Below are 20,067 nucleotides of genomic sequence, written 5' to 3'. Positions count from 1 at the left end.
GGACGACGCGACCGGGAGAGCGTGGGTATCACGACTTTCCGCCGTCAGCCAGGAGGGCCCCCGTGCCGGACCGAACACAGTCACTGCTCGTCGAAGACGTCACCAAGAGCTTCGGCCCGGTCGAAGCACTGCGCGGAGTGAGCTTCACGGCCGCGCCCGGCGAGGTGCTCGGTGTCCTCGGTCCCAACGGTGCCGGCAAGACCACCGTGGTGAACATCCTCGCGACGCTGCTGCGCCCGGACTCCGGACGGGCCGTCGTCGCCGGGCACGACGTGGTCGCCGACGCGGCCGGAGTTCGGCGATCGATCATGCTCACCGGTCAGTACGCGGCACTCGACGACGCGCTCACCGGATTCGAGAACCTCGTGCTGTTCGGCCGTCTCCTCGGGATGCGCCGACGCGAAGCCCGTGCCCGTGCCCGCGAACTGATCGCCGAATTCGATCTCGACGACGCCGCGGACCGATCCGTCGGCCGGTACTCCGGCGGGATGCGCCGCCGCATCGACATCGCGTGCGGGCTCGTCGTGCCACCACAGGTGGTGTTCCTCGACGAACCCACCACCGGGCTCGATCCGCGCAGCCGGCAACGAGTGTGGGATCTGGTCGCCGGATTCGAGGCGAGGGGTATCACCACCCTGCTGACCACCCAGTACCTCGAGGAGGCCGACCTGCTCGCCGATCGCATCGTCGTCGTGGACCACGGTGTCGTCGTTGCCGACGACACGCCGGCGCGACTCAAGCAGCGCACCGGCGGCAGCTTCTGCGAGGTCGTGCCGGTGCATCCCGGGGACGTAGCCGAGATCGCCGCGGTCGTCGGATTCTTCGCGCCCGCCGGGACGGTGGAGGTGGGCTCCGATCGGGTGTCGATCCCCGCCTGCGACGGGGCCGGCACCCTCGCGCGCGTCGCCGCCGCAGTCGACGCCCGGGACATCGAGGTCGCGGACATCGCGTTGCGCCGGCCGTCGCTCGACGAGGTGTTCCTCGCGCTGACCGGCAGCGGATCGCCGCGGCTGGAGGTCGCGGCATGAGCACCCTCGCACCCGAATGCACACCGATCCGTCAGTGGTGGGTCCTCACCGCCCGCGGTGTGGGATCGGCACTGCGCGGTGGGTCCGTGGTGACGGCGCTGATCGCGCCGGTGGTGTTCACCCTCGGCTTCTACGTTCCGCTGCACACCGTGATCACCATGTTCTCCGGCGGCACGGTCGAGTACGGCCGGTTCCTCATGCCGCTGCTCGCTCTGCAGGCGGTGTCCTTCACGGCGATCACCGCCGCGTTCGTCGCGGCCACCGACACCGTGCGCGGGGTCGACCGGCGTTTCGCGGCGATGCCGATACCCCCGGGTGTTCCGGTGGCGGCGCGGGTCTCGGCGAGTACCGTGCGTTGTGTTCTCGCCCTGGGCGTGGCCGTGATCTGTGGACACCTGATCGGATTCCGGTTCGACGCCGGCCCCGTCGCCGCCCTGACGTTCTGTGCGGCGGCACTGGCGATCGGAGTGGTCCTCACCTTCGCCGCCGACGTCCTGGGAGCACTCTCGCGGAGCCCGGAAGCCACCACCCGGGCACTCGCGGTTCCGCAGCTGGTCCTGGGCATGCTCTCGTGCGGTTTCCTTCCCCTCGAACAATTTCCGCACTGGTCCCAGCCGCTCGTGCGCAATCAGCCGGTCTCGCAGTTCTCGCTCGCGTTGCGCGGCCTCGCCGACGGGACGGCCGACCCCCGCCTGCTCCTCCCGTCGCTGCTGTGGCTGGGCGCGCTGATCGGGCTGGTCGGTTGGATGTCCGTGCGGGTCTCCGGGAGGAGAGCATGACGACCACGGTGATCTCCTCCTCCGCGCCGGATCGTGGTATCGAGAACTCGGTGCGGATGTTGCTGCCGCACACCTGGTTGCAGGCGCATCGCCTGCTCACCCGCTGGCGCCGGGACCCGATGACCGTCGTGCAGACCCTCGCCTATCCGGTCGCGATGCTGGTGATGCTCGACGTCGTGCTGGGCCGGCAGGTCACCGCGTTCGCAGGTCACGACGCGCTGTACGGAACGGTTCCCATGGTCGCGGTGATGAGTGCGTTGCTGGGCTCGATCGCGGGGACGGTGACCCTGCGCCGCGAATGCGAGGCGGGCCTGCCGGGACGGTTGTGGACACTGCCGGTCCACCGGGCGTCGGCGCTGTTGTCGCGTTCGGTCGCGGAGGCGGTCCGCATCGCCGCCACGACCACGGTGATCGTGATCATCGGGGTGGGGCTCGGCTTCCGGTTCCACGCCGGGGCGGGCGCCGTGATCGGGTTCGTGGCGGTGCCGGTGATCTTCGGTGTCGGCTTCGCCGTCCTCGTCACCACCGTCGGTCTCGCATCGTCGAATGCCGGTGTAGTCGAAGGTATTTCGCTGCTGTGCACGCTGTTGCTGTTCTTCAACCCCGGTTTCGTGCCGGTGAGCGCCTATCCCGGCTGGATCCGCCCGCTGGTGGAGAACCAGCCGATGACCGCGGCGGTCGAGACCATGCAGGCGTTCTCGCTCGGTGGCCCCGTCGCCGAACCGCTCGTCCGGACGCTCGCCTGGTCGGCACTGCTGATCGCGGGGTGCGCGATCCCGCTGGTCCGGCGCTATCGCCGCGCCCTGTGCTGACCCCTGCACATCGGTTCGCATCACCAGTCCCATCACCCGAAGGAGAAACATCGTGACCGCCATCATCGAACCCGGCGTCGGCGAACTGGACGTCCACCGTCTCTACGACGAGATGGACCGGCTCGACGCCGGCATACTCGCCGCCGTTGTGCAGCGCACCGAACTGGCCCGGCGCATCGCGACGGCGCGGGTCGGTGCGGGATCGCCGCGGGTGACCCACGCGCACGATCTCGACGTGATCCGTCGCTACACCGCCGAACTCGGCGGGTCCGGGACCGCCATGGCGATGAGTCTGCTGCGGCTGCGCTGACCCGCCGGGATATGCGGCGGCCGTCCGCCACGCGTGCGGAAGCTCAGCGGATCATGTGTCGGTCGCCTCGCCCGCGCAGCCGGCCGGGTCGGGTCCGGGCAGGCGCATGCAGTCGTCGAACGACGGCACCGCGCTTCCGGATCCGCTCGCCCGCTCGATGAGCAGCTCGATCGTGTCGAGCAGCGAGCCGATGCGCAGGTCGAACGGGGTGGCGGCATCGTCGAACGCCCCGACCGTCCACAGGCGGGTCATGGTCGGATACCGGGTCGGGTCGAAGGTGTTCTCCCAGAAGTCGGTCTGGGCGGACCAGTACGTCTCGTAGTCGGTGCCCTGGTCGCGTTCGTCGGCGACCTCGGCGTCGGCGGCGCGCGCGAAGCCGGAGACGGTCCGGTTGACGATGCCGACCGTCTCGACGACCTGGTTCGCCGTCAGTCCGGTGTCGACGAGGATCCGGAAGGCGGCTTCGTCGGCATCGAACACGTGTGGCGCCAACGGCATTCGCCAGGTGTTCACGGTCAGCAACCACGAGTGGGTGCGCAGCAGCGAGAAATATCCCCGGGCGTAGGCCTCGAGTGCGGGTCGCCACGGGAGCGTCGGATCGGGCAGTGCGAAGTCGGCGTAGGCGCGGTCGATCATCGCATCGATCAGATGGTCCCGGGACGGCACGTGCGAGTAGAGGGTCATCGTGCCGACGCCGAGTGCCCGTGACACCGACCGCATCGAGACGGCGTCGAGTCCGCTCTCGTCGGCGATCGCGACCGCGGCGTCGACCACCTGCGTGCGGTTCACGCGCGCGGGACGGCCGCGGGTCGGGGTCGGCGGGGGTTCCCACAGCGCGGCGAATCGCCGGTTTCCCGCCTGCGGGGCGGCGCTGTCGGACAGGTCGGTATCGCCCACTCGAACTCCTCGGAAATTGCCGTTGCGCGTTCTTCTCGTACAGCGTACCTTTAATCTCGTGACTGAATCGGTACACCGTACGGAAAATGCGATTCGGGCGAGGGGACTCACGAAGACCTTTCGTCGCAGGAAAGAGACCGTCGAGGCCGTCAAAGGCGTCGACATCGACGTCGCGCAGGGGGAACTGGTGGCGTTCCTGGGGCCCAACGGCGCCGGGAAATCCACCACGATGAGGATGCTGACCTCGGTGCTCACACCGACGTCGGGAACCGCCGAGGTCGCCGGATGCGACGTCGTGCGCGAGCCGGCCGCGGTGCGGGCCCGCATCGGCTACGTCGGGCAGGGCAACGCCGGCGGCTACTCGTACCGGGTGGGCGACGAACTGCGGAACCAGGCGCGGTTCTACTCCGTCCCCGCCGAGGTCGCGAAACGACGCGCCGCCGATCTGCTCGACGCGCTCGAGCTGACGGGCCTCGGGAAACGCACCGTGCAATCCCTGTCCGGAGGGCAGCGTCGCCGGCTCGACGTCGCGATGGGCCTGATGAACCATCCGCGCCTGCTGTTCCTGGACGAGCCCACCACGGGACTGGATCCGCACGCTCGCGCGAACCTGTGGGAGCACGTGCTGCGGTTGCGTGAGGAGAACGGCATGACGCTGCTGCTCACCACCCATTACCTCGACGAGGCGGACGCGATGGCCGAACGGATCGTGCTGATCGACCACGGCACCGTCATCGCCGACGCCACGCCCGAGGTGCTCAAGCGCGACTACGCCGACGACGTCGTCACCGTCGCACTGGCCGCCGGGCAGAGTCCCGCGACCGCACGGTCGGTGCTCCCGTCCGGCGTCACGGCCGTGACCGAATCGCTGTCCGGCGCGGGAGGGGTGCGGCTCGCGCTCACCACCCACAACGGGCCGGAACTGGTACCTCCGCTGATGCGGGCGCTCGATTCCGCGGGAGTGGCCGTCGCGTCCACCGACGTGAAGCCCGCCTCGCTCGACGACGTGTTCCTGAATCTGACCGGCAGGTCCCTGCGCGAGGAGGCGGCATGACGAACGTGATCGACCGGACCACGGCCGGACCCGGGGCGGCGACCGGCCGATCCCCCCTGCGCAAGTGGGTGCACGACACCGCAGCGGTGTTCACCCGCGAGATCCTCGTCGTGCTGCGGGACCCGTTCTCGCTGATCTTCTCGCTGCTGCAACCGCTGGTATTCCTCGCGCTCTTCGGGCCGCTCCTCGACGGCATGCTCGGCGCCGGCGGCGTCGACGGGGAATCGGCGCTGCAGTGGTTCCTGCCCGGTGTCCTCGTGATGATCGCGATATTCGGCACCGGCATGGTCGGTGGAAACCTGTTGTACGAGTTGATGACCGGTGCCTACGAACGCATCCTCGCTACTCCTCTGGACCGGTCGTCGATCCTCGTCGGACGCGCACTCAAGGAGTTCGCGCCCCTCGTCGTGCAGGCACTGCTCATCACGGTCGTGGCGATCCCGTTCGGACTGACCTTCTATCCGGTCCAGGTGCTCGTGGGCCTGCTGATCCTCGGCATCTTCGGGGTCGGCCTCGGCGCGCTGTCCTACGCACTCGGCCTTGCCGCGAAGGGCCGGGAGTGGCTGTTCTGGGGCGTGCAACAGTCCGTGATCTTCCCGTTGCTGCTTCTCGCGGGCATGATGCTCCCGCTCGACGCCGGCCCCGGGTGGATGCAGGCGGTGTCCAAGGTCAACCCGCTGACCTATGTCGTCGACGCCGAGCGGGCGCTGTTCACCGGCACGCTGTGGGACAGCGACGTCGCGTGGGGTTTCGTCGCGGCGTTCGCCACCTGCGCGGTCGGGTTGTGGGTGGGCATCCGCACGGTGAAACGGACGATCTGACAGCCGGACCGGCGTCAGACCGGCACGGCGTCCCGGCCCGCGGAGTGCGCGGGCCGGGACGCCGGGTCGGGGACCGGCACCGCATCGATCAGCGCCCGCGTGTAGGGTTCCCGCGGCGCACCGAACACGGTTCCGACCGGTCCGGACTCGACGACCGATCCGGACCGCAGTACCGCCACCCGGTCCGCGACCTGATGCACGACCGCCAGGTCGTGACTGATGAACACGCACGCGAACCCGAGTTCTTGCTGGATCCGGGTGAACAACTCGAGCACCTCGGCCTGCACGGACACGTCGAGTGCGCTGGTCGGTTCGTCCGCGATGAGCAGGCGGGGCCGCAGCGCCAGCGCGCGGGCGAGCGCGACCCGCTGACGCTGACCACCCGAGAGCTGATGAGGCAGGCGGTCGGCGAGCGTGGCGGGCAGACGCACGGCGTCGAGCAGTTCGAGCACCCGGCGCCGGCGCTCGGCCGTGGTTCCCTCGCGGTGCACGTCGAGCGGCTCCCGGATGCTCGCTGCGATGGTCGACCGCGGGTCGAGGGAAGTGGCCGGGTCCTGCTGCACGACAGCGACGTCGCGGCGCAGTTCCCGCAACCGGCGCGCGTCGAGCGCGGCCGGATCCAGCCCGTCGACCAGGACACGGCCCGCGGTGGGTGAGACCAGGCCGGCCGCGACACGACCCAATGTCGTCTTTCCGGAGCCGGACTCGCCGACGAGCCCGAGCACCTCGCCGCGACGGACGGTCAGATCCACCGAATCCACGGCCGGGAAAGCGGCGCTGCCGCGCGAGGCGGGGTAGATGACCGACACCCGGTCGAACGCGAGCACGACGTCGCCGTCCGCCCCGTCCTCGCCGGAGTGCTCGTCGGTGGTGGTCGGGGCCAGCCGCGGCACGGCTGCGAGCAACGCCCGCGTGTACGGGTGTTCGGGTGCGTCGAACAACGAACGCGTGCTGTCCGATTCGACGACGCGGCCGTGTCGCAGCACCACGACCCGATCGGCGTGCTGGGCCACCACCCCCATGTTGTGGGTGATGAGCAGAACGCCCATGCCGGTGCGGGCCCTGATCCGGTCGAGCAGCGCGAGGATCTCCGCCTGCACCGTCACGTCGAGCGCGGTGGTCGGTTCGTCGGCGATCAGCAGATCCGGATCACTCGCCAGGGCCAGGGCGATCGCAACACGCTGCTTCTGCCCACCCGACAACTGGTGCGGGAAGTGATCCACCCGTCGCTGCGGATCGGGAATCTCGACCTGCTCGAGCAGGTCGATCGCGATGGCCCGGGCGTCGGCCCTCGAGATCCGGCGATGGGCCCGGATCGCCTCGCGCAGCTGCCATCCGATCCGCCGCACCGGATTCAGGGCACTCTGCGGTTCCTGGAAGATCAGCGCGACGCGGGTGCCGCGAATGCGATCGAGCTCGGCTTCGCGCGCACCCAGGATCTCCACACCGTCGAGCTGCACGGAGCCCCGCGCGGTCGCCGACTCCGGCAGCAGACCGAGGACGGCACGAGCCGTCAGGGACTTGCCGGAACCCGACTCACCGACGAGGGCCACGACCTCGCCGCGCTCGACCTCGACGGAGACGTCCTCGACGGCGGGCCGGGAGTCGCCGGCGGTGCTGTTCCCGAATCGGATGTTCAGCCCGCGAACGGACAGGAGCGGAGGGGTCACGGAAGGATCCTTGATCGTGGAAGGGGTCATCGCTGCCGCGACCGGGCCGCCAGCGCCTGTGAGATCAGGAGCAGGCCGAGGACGAGGACGAGGACCACGGCGAGCGGTCCGACGACGAAGAGCGGCGAATGGTAGGCGTTCTGGGTGCCTTCCTTGATGAGCGAGCCGAGCGAGGGCGTCGGCGGCGTCACCCCGAGACCGAGGAAACTCATCGCGCCTTCGACGAACACGCCGACGGACATCGCCAGCGCCAACTGGACGGTCAACGGTTCGAGGCAGTTCGGCAGCACGTGTCGCCGCAGGATCCAGTTCTCGTCGGCGCCGATCGTCCGGGCCGCTTCGACATACGGTGCCTGCCGGACCGTGAGGACCGAGGTACGGGTGAGCCTGCCGAAGACCGGGATCTCGGCGAGCACGATCACGGCCGCGACGGTGCCCACGCCCGGGCCGATCACCATGGTCAGCGCGATCGCCAGGATGATCGCCGGGAATGCCAGGATCAGGTCGAACGCCCGCTGCATCACCGTGTCCAGCCACGCGAAACGCGTCGCCGCGAGACCGAGGAGGGAACCGATCGCGGCACCGACCGGCACGGCCAGGAAGATCACCAGCAGGTCGATCCGGATGCCGTACAGGGTGCGCGACAGCACGTCGCGACCGACGGAGTCGGTCCCGAGCAGGTGCTCACCGCCCGGCGGCTGCAGGGGGGCGCCGGGGATCTGCTGATCCGGCGCGAACGGCGCGAGCCACGGTGCCAGGAGGCCGGCCGCGACGACGAGACCGACCAGGATCGCGCCGACCTGTCCGCGACCGCCGCGCAGGGCGTTCCACCGTCCGTCACGATCGGCGACGACGGTGCCGGACTCGGATCCGGTGCCGGAGTCCTCGGAAACGGAACGATCGGTCGCGGTGCTCATGCGTTGCCTCCCAGTCGGATTCGAGGATCGAGCCACGCGTTGACGAGGTCGGTGGCCAGCTGGATGGCGACGAACAGGACCACCGAGAACAACAGCATCACCTGGACCACCGGATAGTCGCGGCTCGAGATCGCACGTTCGATGAGGTGACCGAGGCCGGGCCACGCGAAGATGGCTTCGACCAGGACGGCCCCGCCGAGCAGATGCCCGATCTGGATGCCGAGCACCGTGACGGTCGCGGGCAGCGCGTTGGGCAGTGCCTGCGTGAGCACGATGCGACGCCGCGGGATCCCCAGCGCCCGAGCGGTCGTCACGTACGGTTCGGCGAGCTGGCTGCGCAGACCCTCGGTGAGGAACCTGGTCAGCGCCGCAGCGATCGGGAGCGCGAGGCAGGCCGCGGGCAGGACCAGGTACTGCACGGAGATCCCGGGGTCGTCCAGAAATCCCTTGCGGGGGATACCGCCGGCCGGCAGCACCGCCCACACCACACCGAAGAGCACGACGAGGATCGCGCCGGTGACGAAGTTCGGAATCGCCACCGCCACGGTGCCGAAACCGGTGACCACCGAGTTCAGCCACTTCCGGTCGGCGATGACCGACACGGTGCTCAGTGTGAACGCGATGAGGATCGCGAGCAGCAGCGCGGCGACCGCGAGGACGAGCGTGTTGCCCAGGGCATCGAGCAGCAGTGTGCCGACCTCACCGCCGAGGATCAACGACTTTCCGAGATCGAACGAGACGATCGAACCGAGCCACGAGAAGTACTGAGCGATCTGGGAACCGTCGAGACCCAGGTCTTCCCGGATCGCGGCGAGAGCTTCCGGGGAAGCGTCCGGTCCGGCCAGCACGAGGGCGGGATCGCCGGGCACCAGACGGAGCAACGTGAAGATCACCACCGATCCGAGGGCGAGCACGAGCAACGCCGACGGGATCCGTTGCAGGGCATATCGAAGCATGGTCGTCTCACCCACCCAGGTAGGCATCGCTCAGGTCGAGTTCGCCCTTCTTGGACCACTCGACGCCGTGAACGTCGGCGCCGGCCGCGATCTGGCCCTCGCTGTTGTAGAGGCCGATCACGAACGCGTTGTCGAGCAGTTCGGAGTTCAACGTCCGGTACGCGGCCCGGGCCTCGGGGCCGGCGGGATCGACGATCTTCCAGGCCGTGTCGACCGCGCGCTGGTAGTCCGCGTCGACGAAGTTGGAGGTGTTCTTGTTCGCGTTGAACGGGTACGCACCGGTCGGCAACGACACCGGCGTGTACTGCGCGTGGGTGTGGCCGGTCAGCCACAGCCCCCCGTACGTGCCGCCGATGAGGTGCTTGAGACTCGTCGCCTGGTCCAGCGGCTGCAGGGTCGTCTCGATGCCCACGGCGGCGAGGTTCGCCTGCACGATCTGCGCGGACGCCTCGGACTCGACCGAACCGGCCGCGTACGAGACCGGGATGACGGGGACGGTGCCGATCTCGGCGACGAGCGAGCGCGCGCGCTCCGGATCGTAGGTGTACGTCCTGTTCGATTCGGCGTCGTAGGCAGGTGAGTACTCGGGCCACGGAAGGTTGTCGGCGTTGCCGTGCCCGCGGTAGACGTCGTTCAGGATCCGGTCGCGATCGATCGCGTACGCGATCGCGTGGCGCAACCGCGCATCGTTCAGGCCCGGGGCGGTGACATCGGCGCCGACGTACCAGGTGCGCAGCACACCCTGCTGATCGATCACCTGGAAGTTCCGGTCGGCTCCGAGTTGCTCGGCGTCGCGCGGCGACACCGTGAGCAACAGATCCAGCTGGCCGGAGCGCAACTGGGAGACACGGGTCTGGGCGTCCGGCACGACGACGTACTCCACGCCCTCGAGATGCGGCGCGCCGTCCCAGTACTGCTCGTTGGCCTCGAAGGTGATCGACGTGCCGGGCTTCCAGCCGGTGAACCGGAACGCCCCCGTCCCGTTGTACCCGGTGCCGGCATCGAAATCGGCGATCGTGTTCCGGTCGATGATCGGCACGATGTCGAACAGGTCGAGGAGATTGGCCGCCGGCTGCGACAGGGTCAGCACGATGCTGTGCGGATCGCTCGTGTCGTATCCGGTGATCAGCGCCGCGGTCCGGTTGAGCTGGCCGGCACGCCGAGGATCGGAGTACGTGCGGAGACTGAACTCGACGTCCTCGGAGGTGAACGGGCGACCGTCGTGGAACGTCACACCGTCGCGCAACGCGAGCCGCGCGGTCAGTCCGTCGGGTGAGAACTCCCACGTCGTCGCCAGATCCGGCTGTGGGTCGAGACCCTCGGCCGGGTAGTCGATCAGCGTGTCGTAGACGAGGCCGGTGACGGTCGCCTGCGCGAGGGCGCCCGCATAGATCGTGCCGGGCGTCAGGTCGCCACCGTCACCGATCCGGAGGACACCACCGTCGACGACCTCGGTACCGGCGCCGGCCGCCTGGTCGACCGCCGAGTTACATCCCGCGGCGGCCAGGACACCGACGAGGGACAGGGCGAGCGACCCCAGCAGGGGGCGGCGCCGGCGGAGGGATGGGCGGCTGAACACGGGCACGGGTCCTTTCGAGGGGTGCGGCGCCGGTCGGCCGCGAGGGCACGGTGACCGGCGCCGCGAGAGTTCGGTGGAGAGTCAGGCGCCGAAGCCGGGGAAACGGTCCGGGGTGTCGACGACGGAGAAGTGCGACGCATCGCCGGTACGGATCCGGCTGGTCTCGCCGTTCACCGACACCGGGACATCGCCGGCGAGGGTGACGCGGTGGATCTTGCGCCTGCCCGCCCCGAAGTCGGCGATACCGTAGTGCTGGGTCGCGCGGTTGTCCCAGATGACCAGGTCGCCGGGAGTCCACGACCAGCGAAGAGTGTTCTCCAGCTTGATGATCCGGTCCTGGAGGAGCTGGTACAGGGCGCTGGACTCGTGGGACTTGAGCCCGACGAAGTTCTTGACGAAGTGGCCGAGCAACAGCGACTTCTCACCGGTCTCCGGATGCACCCGTACCACCGGATGCTCGGTCTCGAACTTCAGGCGCGTGAAGTTCTGCATCCGGTCGTCGAGGGCGACGGCGACGCCCTTCTTGTTGTCGGCGTGCAGTCCCGCGTAGTCGTACTCGTTGCTGTGCACCGCCCACAGGTTGTCGACGAGGGCCTTGAGTGGCTCGGGAAGCTGTTCGTACGCGGCGGTCGTCGAGGCCCAGGTGGTCGCGCCACCGTAGGGCGGGATGTCCACGGCGCGCAGGATCGACGCCTTCGGAATGCGGTCGATGAACGTGACGTCGGTGTGCCAGCTGTTCGCGGCGCCCTCGATGACCAGGGTGCGATTGTCCTCGGACGTCAGCGTCGGATGGGTCGTGGTCGGCGAGCCGAGCCTCCCGCCGAAGGCGTACTGAATCTCGTCGGTGAGATGATGCTGGCCGCGGAAGACGACGACCTTGTTGGCGGCGAGCGCGTAGCGGATGGCGAACGCGGTCTCGTCGGAGATGTCGCCGGAGGCGTGGACGCCTTCGATCAGGGCGCCGATGTTCTCACCCAGCTTGCTGACGGTGATGCCGCCGGCTGCATAGACGTCAACTGATGTCTCCGGCCGGATCTCGGTGGTGGTCATGACTTCGTTGCCTTTCGTTCGGGTCGGATCGTCTGAGCGGTGGGATCGGTCAACGCGCCGGGATCGGCGCCTCGGGGGCAGCCTCGATCCGGTGGATGCGGCGCGCAGCGTCCCCGTAGTCGTAGATGGCGTTGTGCTGGACGAAGTGGTTGTCCCAGATCGCGATGTCGCCGACGGCCCAGCGTCGCCGGACCGTGAACTCGGGGCGGATCGACACCGACTTGAGCAGCCCGAGCAGCGCGCGGCTCTCGTCGTCGGACAGACCGTCGATCCGTTCGGTGAACAGGTCGTTCACGAACAGGGCTTCCCGGCCGGTGTCGGGATGGCGGATCACCAGCGGATGGGAGGCCTCGGGAGCGTTCGGCACCGGGCCGATCCGATGGGTGGCGGTCAGCCCGTAGAGCGCCTCCCGGATGGGGGTCGAGAGCGCGTCGAGGGCTGCGTACTGGTTCGACCACAGGGTGTCGCCGCCGGCCTCAGGCAGGACCTGCATGTGCAGGATGGAGTACCGGGACGGTTCGGCGCGCCATGCCACGTCGCAGTGCCAGCGGTTCGCCTGATAGGCGCTGCCGTTGTCGGTGCCGATGACGCTGATCTCGGGGTAGCCCTCCGCGCCGAGGTTCGCCAAGTGCTGGTGCGGATACACGATCTCGCCGAAATGCTGCGCGAACGCCCGGTGGGTCGCCGGGTCGGTCCCCTGGCCGGGGAAGAACAGCACACCGTGCCGGTAGAGCTCGCTGCGGATCGACGCGACGTCCGTGTCGGTCAGGGTGTCGAGCCGGAGGCCACGCACCTCGGCCCCGATGTTCCCGGCGAGGGGCACGATCGTCGTGGCGGGGTGTTCCAGTGTCGTCATCATGGTCCTCGGGTCGCGGTCCTGCGTGAACGACGCTCAAAGTAATGGCGGTCCATTAATTTTCGAAGGCATTCGATCTCGATGCGTCCAGGGGTTTACAAAACTCCGCACGTCGGATAAAGGTGGTCGTGGTGGCGCTGCGCTCGATTATGGTGGGCAGCCATGACAGCCAGGCGCGGTCGATACAGCACGGGTGAGGAAACCCGGACCCTACTCGTCGAAGCGGCCGAGCGGTTGTTCGCGCAGCACGGATACGACGCGGTCACTCTCGCCGAGATACGTTCTGCGGCAGGACAGAACAACGCATCGGTGATCAGTTACTACTTCGGCTCGAAAAGCGGATTGCTCCGCGCGGTGTTCGATCATCGGTTGCCTGCGATCGGCGCCGAACGCGATTCGCTGGTGCGGGAGCTGAACGAGAGAAAGGGGTCGCTGACCGTCCGGGATGCGCTGTGGGGAATGGTGCGGCCGCTCGCCGACAGCGTCAGGGAGGGCAACCACTACGTCGCGCTCCTCGACCGGCTGATGGAAACCGACACCCTCGGCACCGCGTTCGCGTCGGCGGACCCGACGGTCACGGCGAGCGGGCTCGCGATCGACCGCACCCTGTACGACACCCTCGTCGAGATTCCGGAGGAACTACGGCGCCAGCGCATCATGATGGTCTACGAGAGTGTGCTGCGGACGCTCGCTCGCTTCGACCGATCCGGGACGGCACCGGGCCACACCGAACTCGCGCCCCTCATGGACGCCTGGGAAGGACTGCTCCGGGCGCCGATCTCCGACGAGACCCGCGCAGGCCTCACCCGCGACGGCGCGGCAGGCTAGCCGTCGACCAGCTCGAGCGCCGCGACCGGCAGGGACGCGACGATCTCGCTCATCGGAACCCGGCCGGACAGGTACCGTCCCGTCGGCCGATCGGTCCAGGTGCCCGCAGGGAGGTCGAGATAGGTTCCTTCCCATCCCGATTCGTCCAGCGGTACCGTGTGCAGTACCGCCACCGCGACGACATCGAGATGCCCCGCCGCCGGTCCGCGACCGAACGCGAGCACGTGCCCCGCCGCGGGCCCCGCCGCGAGGAGCGGAACGTAGGCACCCCCGACGAAACTCGCCGGGCGCGCGCGGCGCAGCCGCAGTGCCTCACGCACGACACGGAACTTCGCGGGTGCCGCATCCGGGTCCGCGAGATGCCGCCGCCGGACGCCGAAGTCGACCGGGCGCCGGTTGTCCGGGTCGACGAGCGAGTCGTCCCACAGTTCGGTGCCCTGATACACGTCGGGGATGCCCGGTCCCAGCAACTGCAGCAACTTCTGGCCGAGCGACACCGCCTCGGCGTGCGGCGCGACGGTACCGACGAACGCGGTCAGCTCGTCGTTCACCGGACCGTCGATCACCGAGTCGATCCACGCCGCGACCGCCGTCTCGAACCTTTCGTCGTTGTTCGTCCACGTGGTTCGGGTCCCGTTTTCCCGCAGCGCTTTCCGCGTGTACTCGTGGATGCGGGCACGCAGCTCCGCGGAGACCACGCCGTCCTGCGGCCACACCCCGAACAGGGTCTGCCACAGGAACGATCCGAACGCGGGGTCGGGATTCGGTGCGAGACGGTCCCACTCGGCCAGATGGCCGACCCACTGCGCCGCCACCTGAGAGAGCACCGAGATCCGGGCGCGGACGTCCTCACTGCGTTTGGTGTCGTGCGTCGACAGGGTCGTCATCGTCCGCGGCCACCGTCGTGCCCGCTCTTCCCACGCGAGATGGAACCGGGAGACGGGCATCGCGAACCCTCCCGGATGCCCCCCGACCTCCTGCAGCGAGATCAGCCGGGACGCGCGATAGAACAGGCGATCCTCGACCGCTTTCGCGGTCGCGGCGCCGCACACCTGCCCGAACCTCGTGGTCGTCTCGCCGTCGGCGGCCAGCGCGCGGACGAGCAGTTGCAGACCCGGTTCCAGATCGGCACGAGTGGCGGAGACGTCGCCGACGATCCGTGGCAGCATGCCCGCCGACGAGGCGTAGTCCGCGCGATACACCGGCAGCCGTGCCGCCACCTCGACGATTGCTTCGGGCGCCGCGTCCGGTTCGGAACCCGTTGTGCCCGCGTCGCGTTGCACCACCCGCACGAGCCGACGGACCTCGGGTGCCAGTCCCTCGGTCAGGACGGCCCGTTTCGACTGCACCTCCTGGTCGCGGAACCACGTGCCGTCCTCGGCCGTGCCGGTGCATGTGCGGGACAGTTCTGTCAGCACGGGTTCGCCGCGGGGATCGGTGAACACTGCTGCGAGTTCGTTCAACGCGTCGTAGCCGGTGGTGCCGTCCACGGGCAGCGTCGGGTCGAGCGGTTCGCCGGCTCCGAGAATCTTCTCGATCACCAGCCACCGCGCCGGCCCGATCAGGTCCCGCAACCGGATGAGATACGCGGTGGGATCGGCAAGCCCGTCCGGGTGGTCGACGCGGATCCCGTCGACCAGCCTCTCTGTCACCCACTCGGCGACCTGTGCGTGCGCGTCGTCGAACACCGCCGGATCCTCGACGCGGACGGCTGCGAGATCGTCGATCGTGAAGAACCGGCGATAACCGACGAGCCCGGCGTTCCACGGCACCAGGCGATAGACCTGCCGGGCGTGAACCTCCGCGGGGGTACCGGCGTCGGTGCCGGGCGCGATCGGAAAACGCTTGTCGTAGTAGGCGAGCAGCGGTTCGGGTCCGGCGCGGTCGATGCTGAGGTCGTCGGCGCCGTCGCCGGCGCCCAGTGCGGGCAGCGCGATCTTTCCCTCGGCGCCGTTGTCGGATCCCTGGTCGATGTCGAAGTGGCGCGCGTACGGGGATTGCTGCCCGTGCCGCAGTAGATCCCACCACCAGTGGTTCTGCCGTGGGTCGGCGACACCGACATGATTGGGCACGATATCGATCACCACGCCCATACCGCGGGAACGGGCCCGGCGGACGAGTGCTTCGAGTCCGGTTCGGCCGCCGAGCGTGTCGGAGACGGTGGTGGGGTCGGTGACGTCGTAACCGTGCGTCGATCCGACAGTCGCTGTGAGCACGGGGGATAGGTAGAGGTGGCTGATACCGAGCTCGTCGAGGTAGTCGACGAGTTCGGCTGCGTCCTCGAACCGGAGACTGTCGCCCCGCAACTGGAGTCGATAGGTCGCCCGGATCGCAGGCATATCGGATGGCTCCATGAACAGTCACCCTAGAGGGAAAACCGCGAATCGACTCGTCCAGCAGTTCCTGTCGTACCCCTTCGCTATTGTTCGAACATGCATTCGAACAAGGTGGGTGGCGACACCGTCGAGGCACGGCTGACCGCCCTCGACACCGCCGTCGACGGCCTGCTCGGCGACGACCTGACCGGTCTTTCCCGCGACGACCTGGTCGAGTTCTTCCAGCGCTTCGAAACCGTCCTGCGCAAAGCCGCCGCGGTCGGGCATCGGGCGATCGTCGATGCTGTGGAACGGCGAGTCCCCGAAGACCTCGGCTGCCGCTCGATCAACGACTTCCTCATAGGGACGCTGCGGATCTCCGGCGCCGACGCCGCCCGGCGCGTCAAGGGCGCGAAGAAGACCGGGGTGTGGCACGCCGCGGACGGTGGCGACATGCCCGTGGAGTTGCCGGCCACCGCCGCCGCGCAACGCGCCGGAGCGATCGGACCCGACCACGTCGCCGCCGTCGCCCGCGTGATGCGTGAGGTCCCGTACGGGACCGGGTTCGACGAGATCACCGTCGCCGAGAAGATCCTGGCGGACGCGGCCTGCTCGGTCACGCCCGAGGATCTGATGAAACTCGGTGCGCACCTGCTGGCGTATCTGAACCCGGATGGGGACGTCCCCGACGAGAAGGAACGGCGGCGGCGACGTGGTCTGCGGATCGGGAAGCAGGGCACCGATCTCATGACCCCGATCTCCGGACTCCTCGATCCGGAAACCCGAGCGCTCCTCGAACCCGTCTTGGCGAAGCTCGCCCGGCCGGGTATGAACAACCCCGACGATCCCGAATCACCGCGCGGGGATGTCGAATCCGAGAGCCTCGACCGCGACGCGCTTGCGAAGGCCGCGGCGCGGGACACCCGCACCGCGGTGCAACGGAACCACGACGCGCTGACTGTGGCGTTGCGGCAGATCCTGTCGTCGGGTGTGCTCGGCAGTCACCGTGGGTTGCCGGTGACGGCGATTCTCACCATGAGTGTGCGGCAGCTCGAAGAAGCGACCGGAATCGTCTCCACCGCCTCGGGTGGTATGGTGCCGATCCGCGACGCGCTGCGCATGGCCGAAAAAGCCCATCCGGTGCTCACGATCTTCGATCACCACGGCCGGCCCCTGCACCTCGGCAGAGCGAAACGGTTGGCGTCGGCGGATCAGCGGCTCGCGTTGATCGCCGCGTCCGGGGGTTGTACCCGACCGGGCTGCGACGCCCCCGCGACACTGACCGCGGTGCATCACATCACCGAATGGCGCGACGGTGGGCGCACCGACGTCACCAGCGAGGATCTGGCGTGCGATGCGTGTCATGCGCTGGTGCACGACGGGCCGGGCGGCTGGAAAACCCGGGTCGCCCCGGCGGGTTCGGAGTATCGGGGTCGCACCGAGTGGATCCCGCCGCCGCACATCGACCCCGAACAGAAACCTCGCGTCAATCACCGGCATCATCTCGGTGATCTGTTGTCGGCGGCGTTGGCGCACTACCGCACCCGCCGCGAGACCGAGCTGCGTGAGCATCGACGGCGGTGGAGGCGGGAGTCGGCCGGCGACGTCGGCGACGGCGACGATCCTGCAGGTCCGGCCCTCGACCGTGTCGGTCCGCGACGCGCGGGACGCGAGCGACCCCAGGATGGCCTAAGTGAAGGTAGGCTCAGCTAACTGTCGACTCGGGAGGGGTGTGTGAACCCGAGCCGATGTTGTCGTGTCCGCCCGACCTCGGAGGAGCTCCGAGGGCGCTGTCCTGGGAGTTTCATTCATGATGTCGACTGCCGTCGTTCGCGCCATCCCCGTCTCCGGTGCTCAGGCCGGTGTCTGGTTCGGGCAGCAGGCGATTGCGGAACCCGCCGTCTACGTCGTTTCACACGCCTGGGAACTCCGCGGCACCCTCGACTCGGAGGCTCTCGTCGACGCCGTCTCCGCGACACTCGGCGAGGCCCACGGCCTGTCCGCGCGTTTCGGTGAACAGGACGGACAGGTCGTTCAGTGGCTCGGCGCCCACGACATCACCGCCGTACCGGTCTACGACCTCGGTTCGCTGCCAGATCCCGAAGCAGCAGCCCGCGAACACCTTGCGGACCGGCGGGCCATCGATCCCGCAACGGACCCCTGCGTCGCCGCCCGGGTCCTGCTCCTCGCCGCCGACCACGCAATCGTCGTACTCACCGCGCACCACATCGTCCTGGACGCGTTCGGCCTCGGTCTGCTCGGACGCCGTGCCGCGGAGCGATACTCGGCTGCCGTGCGCGGTGACGCCGCGCCCGACTCGTGGTTCGGATCCGTCGACGCCGTCGTCACCGAGTTCGAGGAGTACGAGACCTCGGAGAAATCCACGCAGGACCGCGACTTCTGGATCGGTACGCTCGCCGGCGCCCCCGAGGCGGTAACCCTGTCCACCGCTACCACTGCGGCAGGATTCGCCGTCCGCGTGCGCTCCCACGCCCACGTCCTCGACCCCGAGGCGACCGCCGCACTGTCGGCGCTCGGCCGCACCGCCCGCGGGACGTGGGGCGACGCACTGGCCGCCCTCACCGCGGCGTTCGTCGCCGGCTGGACCGGGTCCCGCGAGGTCGTGCTCGAATTCCCGCTGATGAACCGGTTCGGTTCGGCCGCGATGACCGTCCCGACGATGGCGGTCAACGTCGTGCCGCTGCGCGTTCCCGTTGCCGCAGATGCGACCGCGGAAACTGTGACGGCCGAAACCGTCGCCGCGATCCGTGCGGCCGGTGCCCACGGCCGGTACCGCGGCGAGCGGATCGCACGCGAGGTCCGCGCGGAATCCGGTGCCACCGTGTCCGGGCCGTGGCTCAACATCAAGCCGTTCGGGGACGAACTGCGCTTCCACGGCCTCGATGCGCAGGTGCATTCTCTCGCGCGCGGTCCCGTCCGCGATCTGTCCCTGACCGTGCGCCAGACAGCCGGCGGCGCCGTCGAGCTGCAGTTCGACGCCGATGCCGACCGCTACAGCGAGCGCGACCTGCAGCTCCTCGGCTCGAGGCTGGCCCGTTTCGTGGAGTCGGCACTCTCTGCCGGCGACGCACCCATCGCGCGCACCGAGATGCTCCTGGACACGGACATCGCCACCGTCACCGAACTCGGCGCCGGTGCCGTCCGCAAACTCGAACCTGCCACGCTCGACGACCTGCTGGTCCGGCAGGCACGCCGAACGCCCGAGGCCCCGGCCGTCCGATTCGAGGACCGCACGCTGACCTACCGCGAATTCGACGCGGCCGTCGATCGATTCGCGAATCACCTGCGCGACCACGGTGTCCGGGCGGGTGATCGCGTCGCGGTGCTCCTCGCCCGCTCCGAACGATTGCCGCTGGTGCTGTGCGCGACCCTGCGCGCCGGCGCCGCGTACGTACCCGTCGACACCGCCTACCCGGCGGACCGGATCGCCTACATCCTCGAGGACGCAGAGCCCGCCGCGGTCGTCACCGACGTCACCGCAGCCGACCGGGCCGAACTCCTCGCGGACCTGACCGTGCCCGTCGTCGCCGCGGACACCGCCGCCGAGGCGGCCGCCGCCGGTGACACCGGTACCGGCGCAGCGTCTGTGCGTGCCGACGACCGGCCGCTCCACCATCGGGACGCCGCGTACCTGATCTACACGTCCGGTTCGACGGGACGCCCCAAGGGCGTCGTCGTCTCGCACGAAGCAATCGTGAACCGGCTGGTGTGGATGCAGGACACCTACCCGCTGACCGCCGACGACCGGGTCCTGCAGAAGACCCCGTCGAGCTTCGACGTGTCGGTGTGGGAGTTCTTCTGGCCGTTGATCACCGGAGCGACACTCGTGATGGCCCGGCCGGACGGGCACCGCGATCCCCAGTACCTAGCCGACGTGATCGCCGACGAACGAATCACCACCTTGCATTTCGTGCCGTCGATGCTGGCTGCGTTCGTCGAATCGGCGCCGTCCCCGGACCGGCTCGCCACGGTCCGGCGGATCTTCTGCTCGGGTGAAGCGCTGCCGGCCGCGACCGCGCGCGCGGCAACCGAACTCGTCGGCGACCGGGTGCACAACCTGTACGGCCCCACCGAGGCCGCGGTCGACGTCACCTACCACGCGTACGGCCCCGCGGACGACGATCGCGCGTCGGTGCCGATCGGGTTGCCGGTGGCCAATACGTCGGTGGTGGTG

At 69.1% G+C, this 20,067-nt stretch carries 17 protein-coding genes; 9 read left to right on the top strand and 8 right to left on the bottom strand.

The window, feature by feature from the left end; genetic code table 11:
* Nucleotides 1-62: 62 nt before the first annotated feature.
* The 4 genes from A8G15_RS13340 to A8G15_RS13325 are packed head-to-tail and all read left to right on the top strand — an operon-like array spanning nucleotide 63 to nucleotide 2,929.
* A complete protein-coding gene (locus A8G15_RS13340) occupies nucleotides 63-1,028 on the top strand; it encodes a daunorubicin/doxorubicin resistance ABC transporter ATP-binding protein DrrA (protein ID WP_068159966.1) in 966 nt (321 codons plus the stop codon).
* Nucleotides 1,025-1,807 carry an ABC transporter permease gene (locus A8G15_RS13335; protein WP_068159960.1) on the top strand — a complete coding sequence of 261 codons (783 nt, stop codon included), beginning with the start codon at nucleotides 1,025-1,027 and terminating at the stop codon, nucleotides 1,805-1,807. The genes A8G15_RS13340 and A8G15_RS13335 overlap by 4 nt, the downstream gene beginning before the upstream one ends.
* Nucleotides 1,804-2,619 (top strand): ABC transporter permease, encoded by an 816-nt coding sequence (locus A8G15_RS13330; RefSeq protein ID WP_068159959.1) that lies wholly within the window; start codon nucleotides 1,804-1,806, stop codon nucleotides 2,617-2,619. Before A8G15_RS13335 ends, A8G15_RS13330 begins: the two co-directional genes overlap by 4 nt.
* 52 nt (nucleotides 2,620-2,671) lie before the next feature.
* Nucleotides 2,672-2,929: a chorismate mutase gene (locus A8G15_RS13325; protein WP_068159956.1), complete on the top strand. Its 258-nt coding sequence runs from the start codon at nucleotides 2,672-2,674 to the stop codon at nucleotides 2,927-2,929.
* Between the two features lie 51 nt (nucleotides 2,930-2,980).
* Here A8G15_RS13325 and A8G15_RS13320 read toward each other — a convergent pair whose 3' ends face one another.
* Nucleotides 2,981-3,826: a TetR/AcrR family transcriptional regulator gene (locus A8G15_RS13320; RefSeq protein WP_068159954.1), complete on the bottom strand. Its 846-nt coding sequence runs from the start codon at nucleotides 3,824-3,826 to the stop codon at nucleotides 2,981-2,983.
* Between the two features lie 58 nt (nucleotides 3,827-3,884).
* Between A8G15_RS13320 and A8G15_RS13315 the strand changes: the two genes are divergently transcribed.
* Nucleotides 3,885-4,880, top strand: coding sequence for an ABC transporter ATP-binding protein (locus A8G15_RS13315; RefSeq protein WP_082899874.1), 996 nt, complete (start codon nucleotides 3,885-3,887; stop codon nucleotides 4,878-4,880).
* Nucleotides 4,877-5,701: an ABC transporter permease gene (locus tag A8G15_RS13310; protein WP_211270157.1), complete on the top strand. Its 825-nt coding sequence runs from the start codon at nucleotides 4,877-4,879 to the stop codon at nucleotides 5,699-5,701. The genes A8G15_RS13315 and A8G15_RS13310 overlap by 4 nt, the downstream gene beginning before the upstream one ends.
* A gap of 14 nt (nucleotides 5,702-5,715) precedes the next feature.
* On the opposite strand, the gene A8G15_RS13305 is transcribed toward A8G15_RS13310, so the two are convergent.
* From A8G15_RS13305 to A8G15_RS13280, 6 genes are all read right to left on the bottom strand, one after another.
* Nucleotides 5,716-7,401 carry an ABC transporter ATP-binding protein gene (locus A8G15_RS13305; protein ID WP_211270156.1) on the bottom strand — a complete coding sequence of 562 codons (1,686 nt, stop codon included), beginning with the start codon at nucleotides 7,399-7,401 and terminating at the stop codon, nucleotides 5,716-5,718.
* On the bottom strand, nucleotides 7,398-8,288 hold the full coding sequence (locus A8G15_RS13300; protein ID WP_082899873.1) for an ABC transporter permease: 891 nt from the start codon (nucleotides 8,286-8,288) through the stop codon (nucleotides 7,398-7,400). Before A8G15_RS13300 ends, A8G15_RS13305 begins: the two co-directional genes overlap by 4 nt.
* On the bottom strand, nucleotides 8,285-9,244 hold the full coding sequence (locus A8G15_RS13295; protein ID WP_068160119.1) for an ABC transporter permease: 960 nt from the start codon (nucleotides 9,242-9,244) through the stop codon (nucleotides 8,285-8,287). The genes A8G15_RS13300 and A8G15_RS13295 overlap by 4 nt, the downstream gene beginning before the upstream one ends.
* 7 nt (nucleotides 9,245-9,251) lie before the next feature.
* On the bottom strand, nucleotides 9,252-10,823 hold the full coding sequence (locus tag A8G15_RS13290; protein WP_068159952.1) for an ABC transporter substrate-binding protein: 1,572 nt from the start codon (nucleotides 10,821-10,823) through the stop codon (nucleotides 9,252-9,254).
* A gap of 81 nt (nucleotides 10,824-10,904) precedes the next feature.
* Nucleotides 10,905-11,873 (bottom strand): TauD/TfdA dioxygenase family protein, encoded by a 969-nt coding sequence (locus A8G15_RS13285; protein ID WP_068159949.1) that lies wholly within the window; start codon nucleotides 11,871-11,873, stop codon nucleotides 10,905-10,907.
* 49 nt (nucleotides 11,874-11,922) lie between these two features.
* On the bottom strand, nucleotides 11,923-12,729 hold the full coding sequence (locus tag A8G15_RS13280) for a TauD/TfdA dioxygenase family protein (RefSeq protein WP_068160117.1): 807 nt from the start codon (nucleotides 12,727-12,729) through the stop codon (nucleotides 11,923-11,925).
* A gap of 162 nt (nucleotides 12,730-12,891) precedes the next feature.
* Between A8G15_RS13280 and A8G15_RS13275 the strand changes: the two genes are divergently transcribed.
* A complete protein-coding gene (locus tag A8G15_RS13275; RefSeq protein WP_068159947.1) occupies nucleotides 12,892-13,557 on the top strand; it encodes a TetR/AcrR family transcriptional regulator in 666 nt (221 codons plus the stop codon).
* On the opposite strand, the gene treY is transcribed toward A8G15_RS13275, so the two are convergent.
* Nucleotides 13,554-15,911, bottom strand: coding sequence for a malto-oligosyltrehalose synthase (gene treY, locus A8G15_RS13270; RefSeq protein WP_068159945.1), 2,358 nt, complete (start codon nucleotides 15,909-15,911; stop codon nucleotides 13,554-13,556). The two genes, A8G15_RS13275 and treY, sit on opposite strands and share 4 nt — an antisense overlap.
* A 78-nt stretch (nucleotides 15,912-15,989) precedes the next feature.
* Between treY and A8G15_RS13265 the strand changes: the two genes are divergently transcribed.
* Complete coding sequence (locus tag A8G15_RS13265) at nucleotides 15,990-17,585, top strand: HNH endonuclease signature motif containing protein (protein ID WP_068159943.1); 1,596 nt, start codon at nucleotides 15,990-15,992, stop codon at nucleotides 17,583-17,585.
* 97 nt (nucleotides 17,586-17,682) lie between these two features.
* The coding region (locus A8G15_RS13260; RefSeq protein WP_156665375.1) for an AMP-binding protein at nucleotides 17,683-20,067 on the top strand (2,385 nt) is incomplete at its 3' end.

This window comes from Rhodococcus phenolicus (assembly GCF_001646785.1).
Classification (GTDB): domain Bacteria; phylum Actinomycetota; class Actinomycetes; order Mycobacteriales; family Mycobacteriaceae; genus Rhodococcus; species Rhodococcus phenolicus.
Note: the sequence above shows the minus strand (reverse complement) of the source record. Positions and strands in the feature narration are given on the sequence as shown.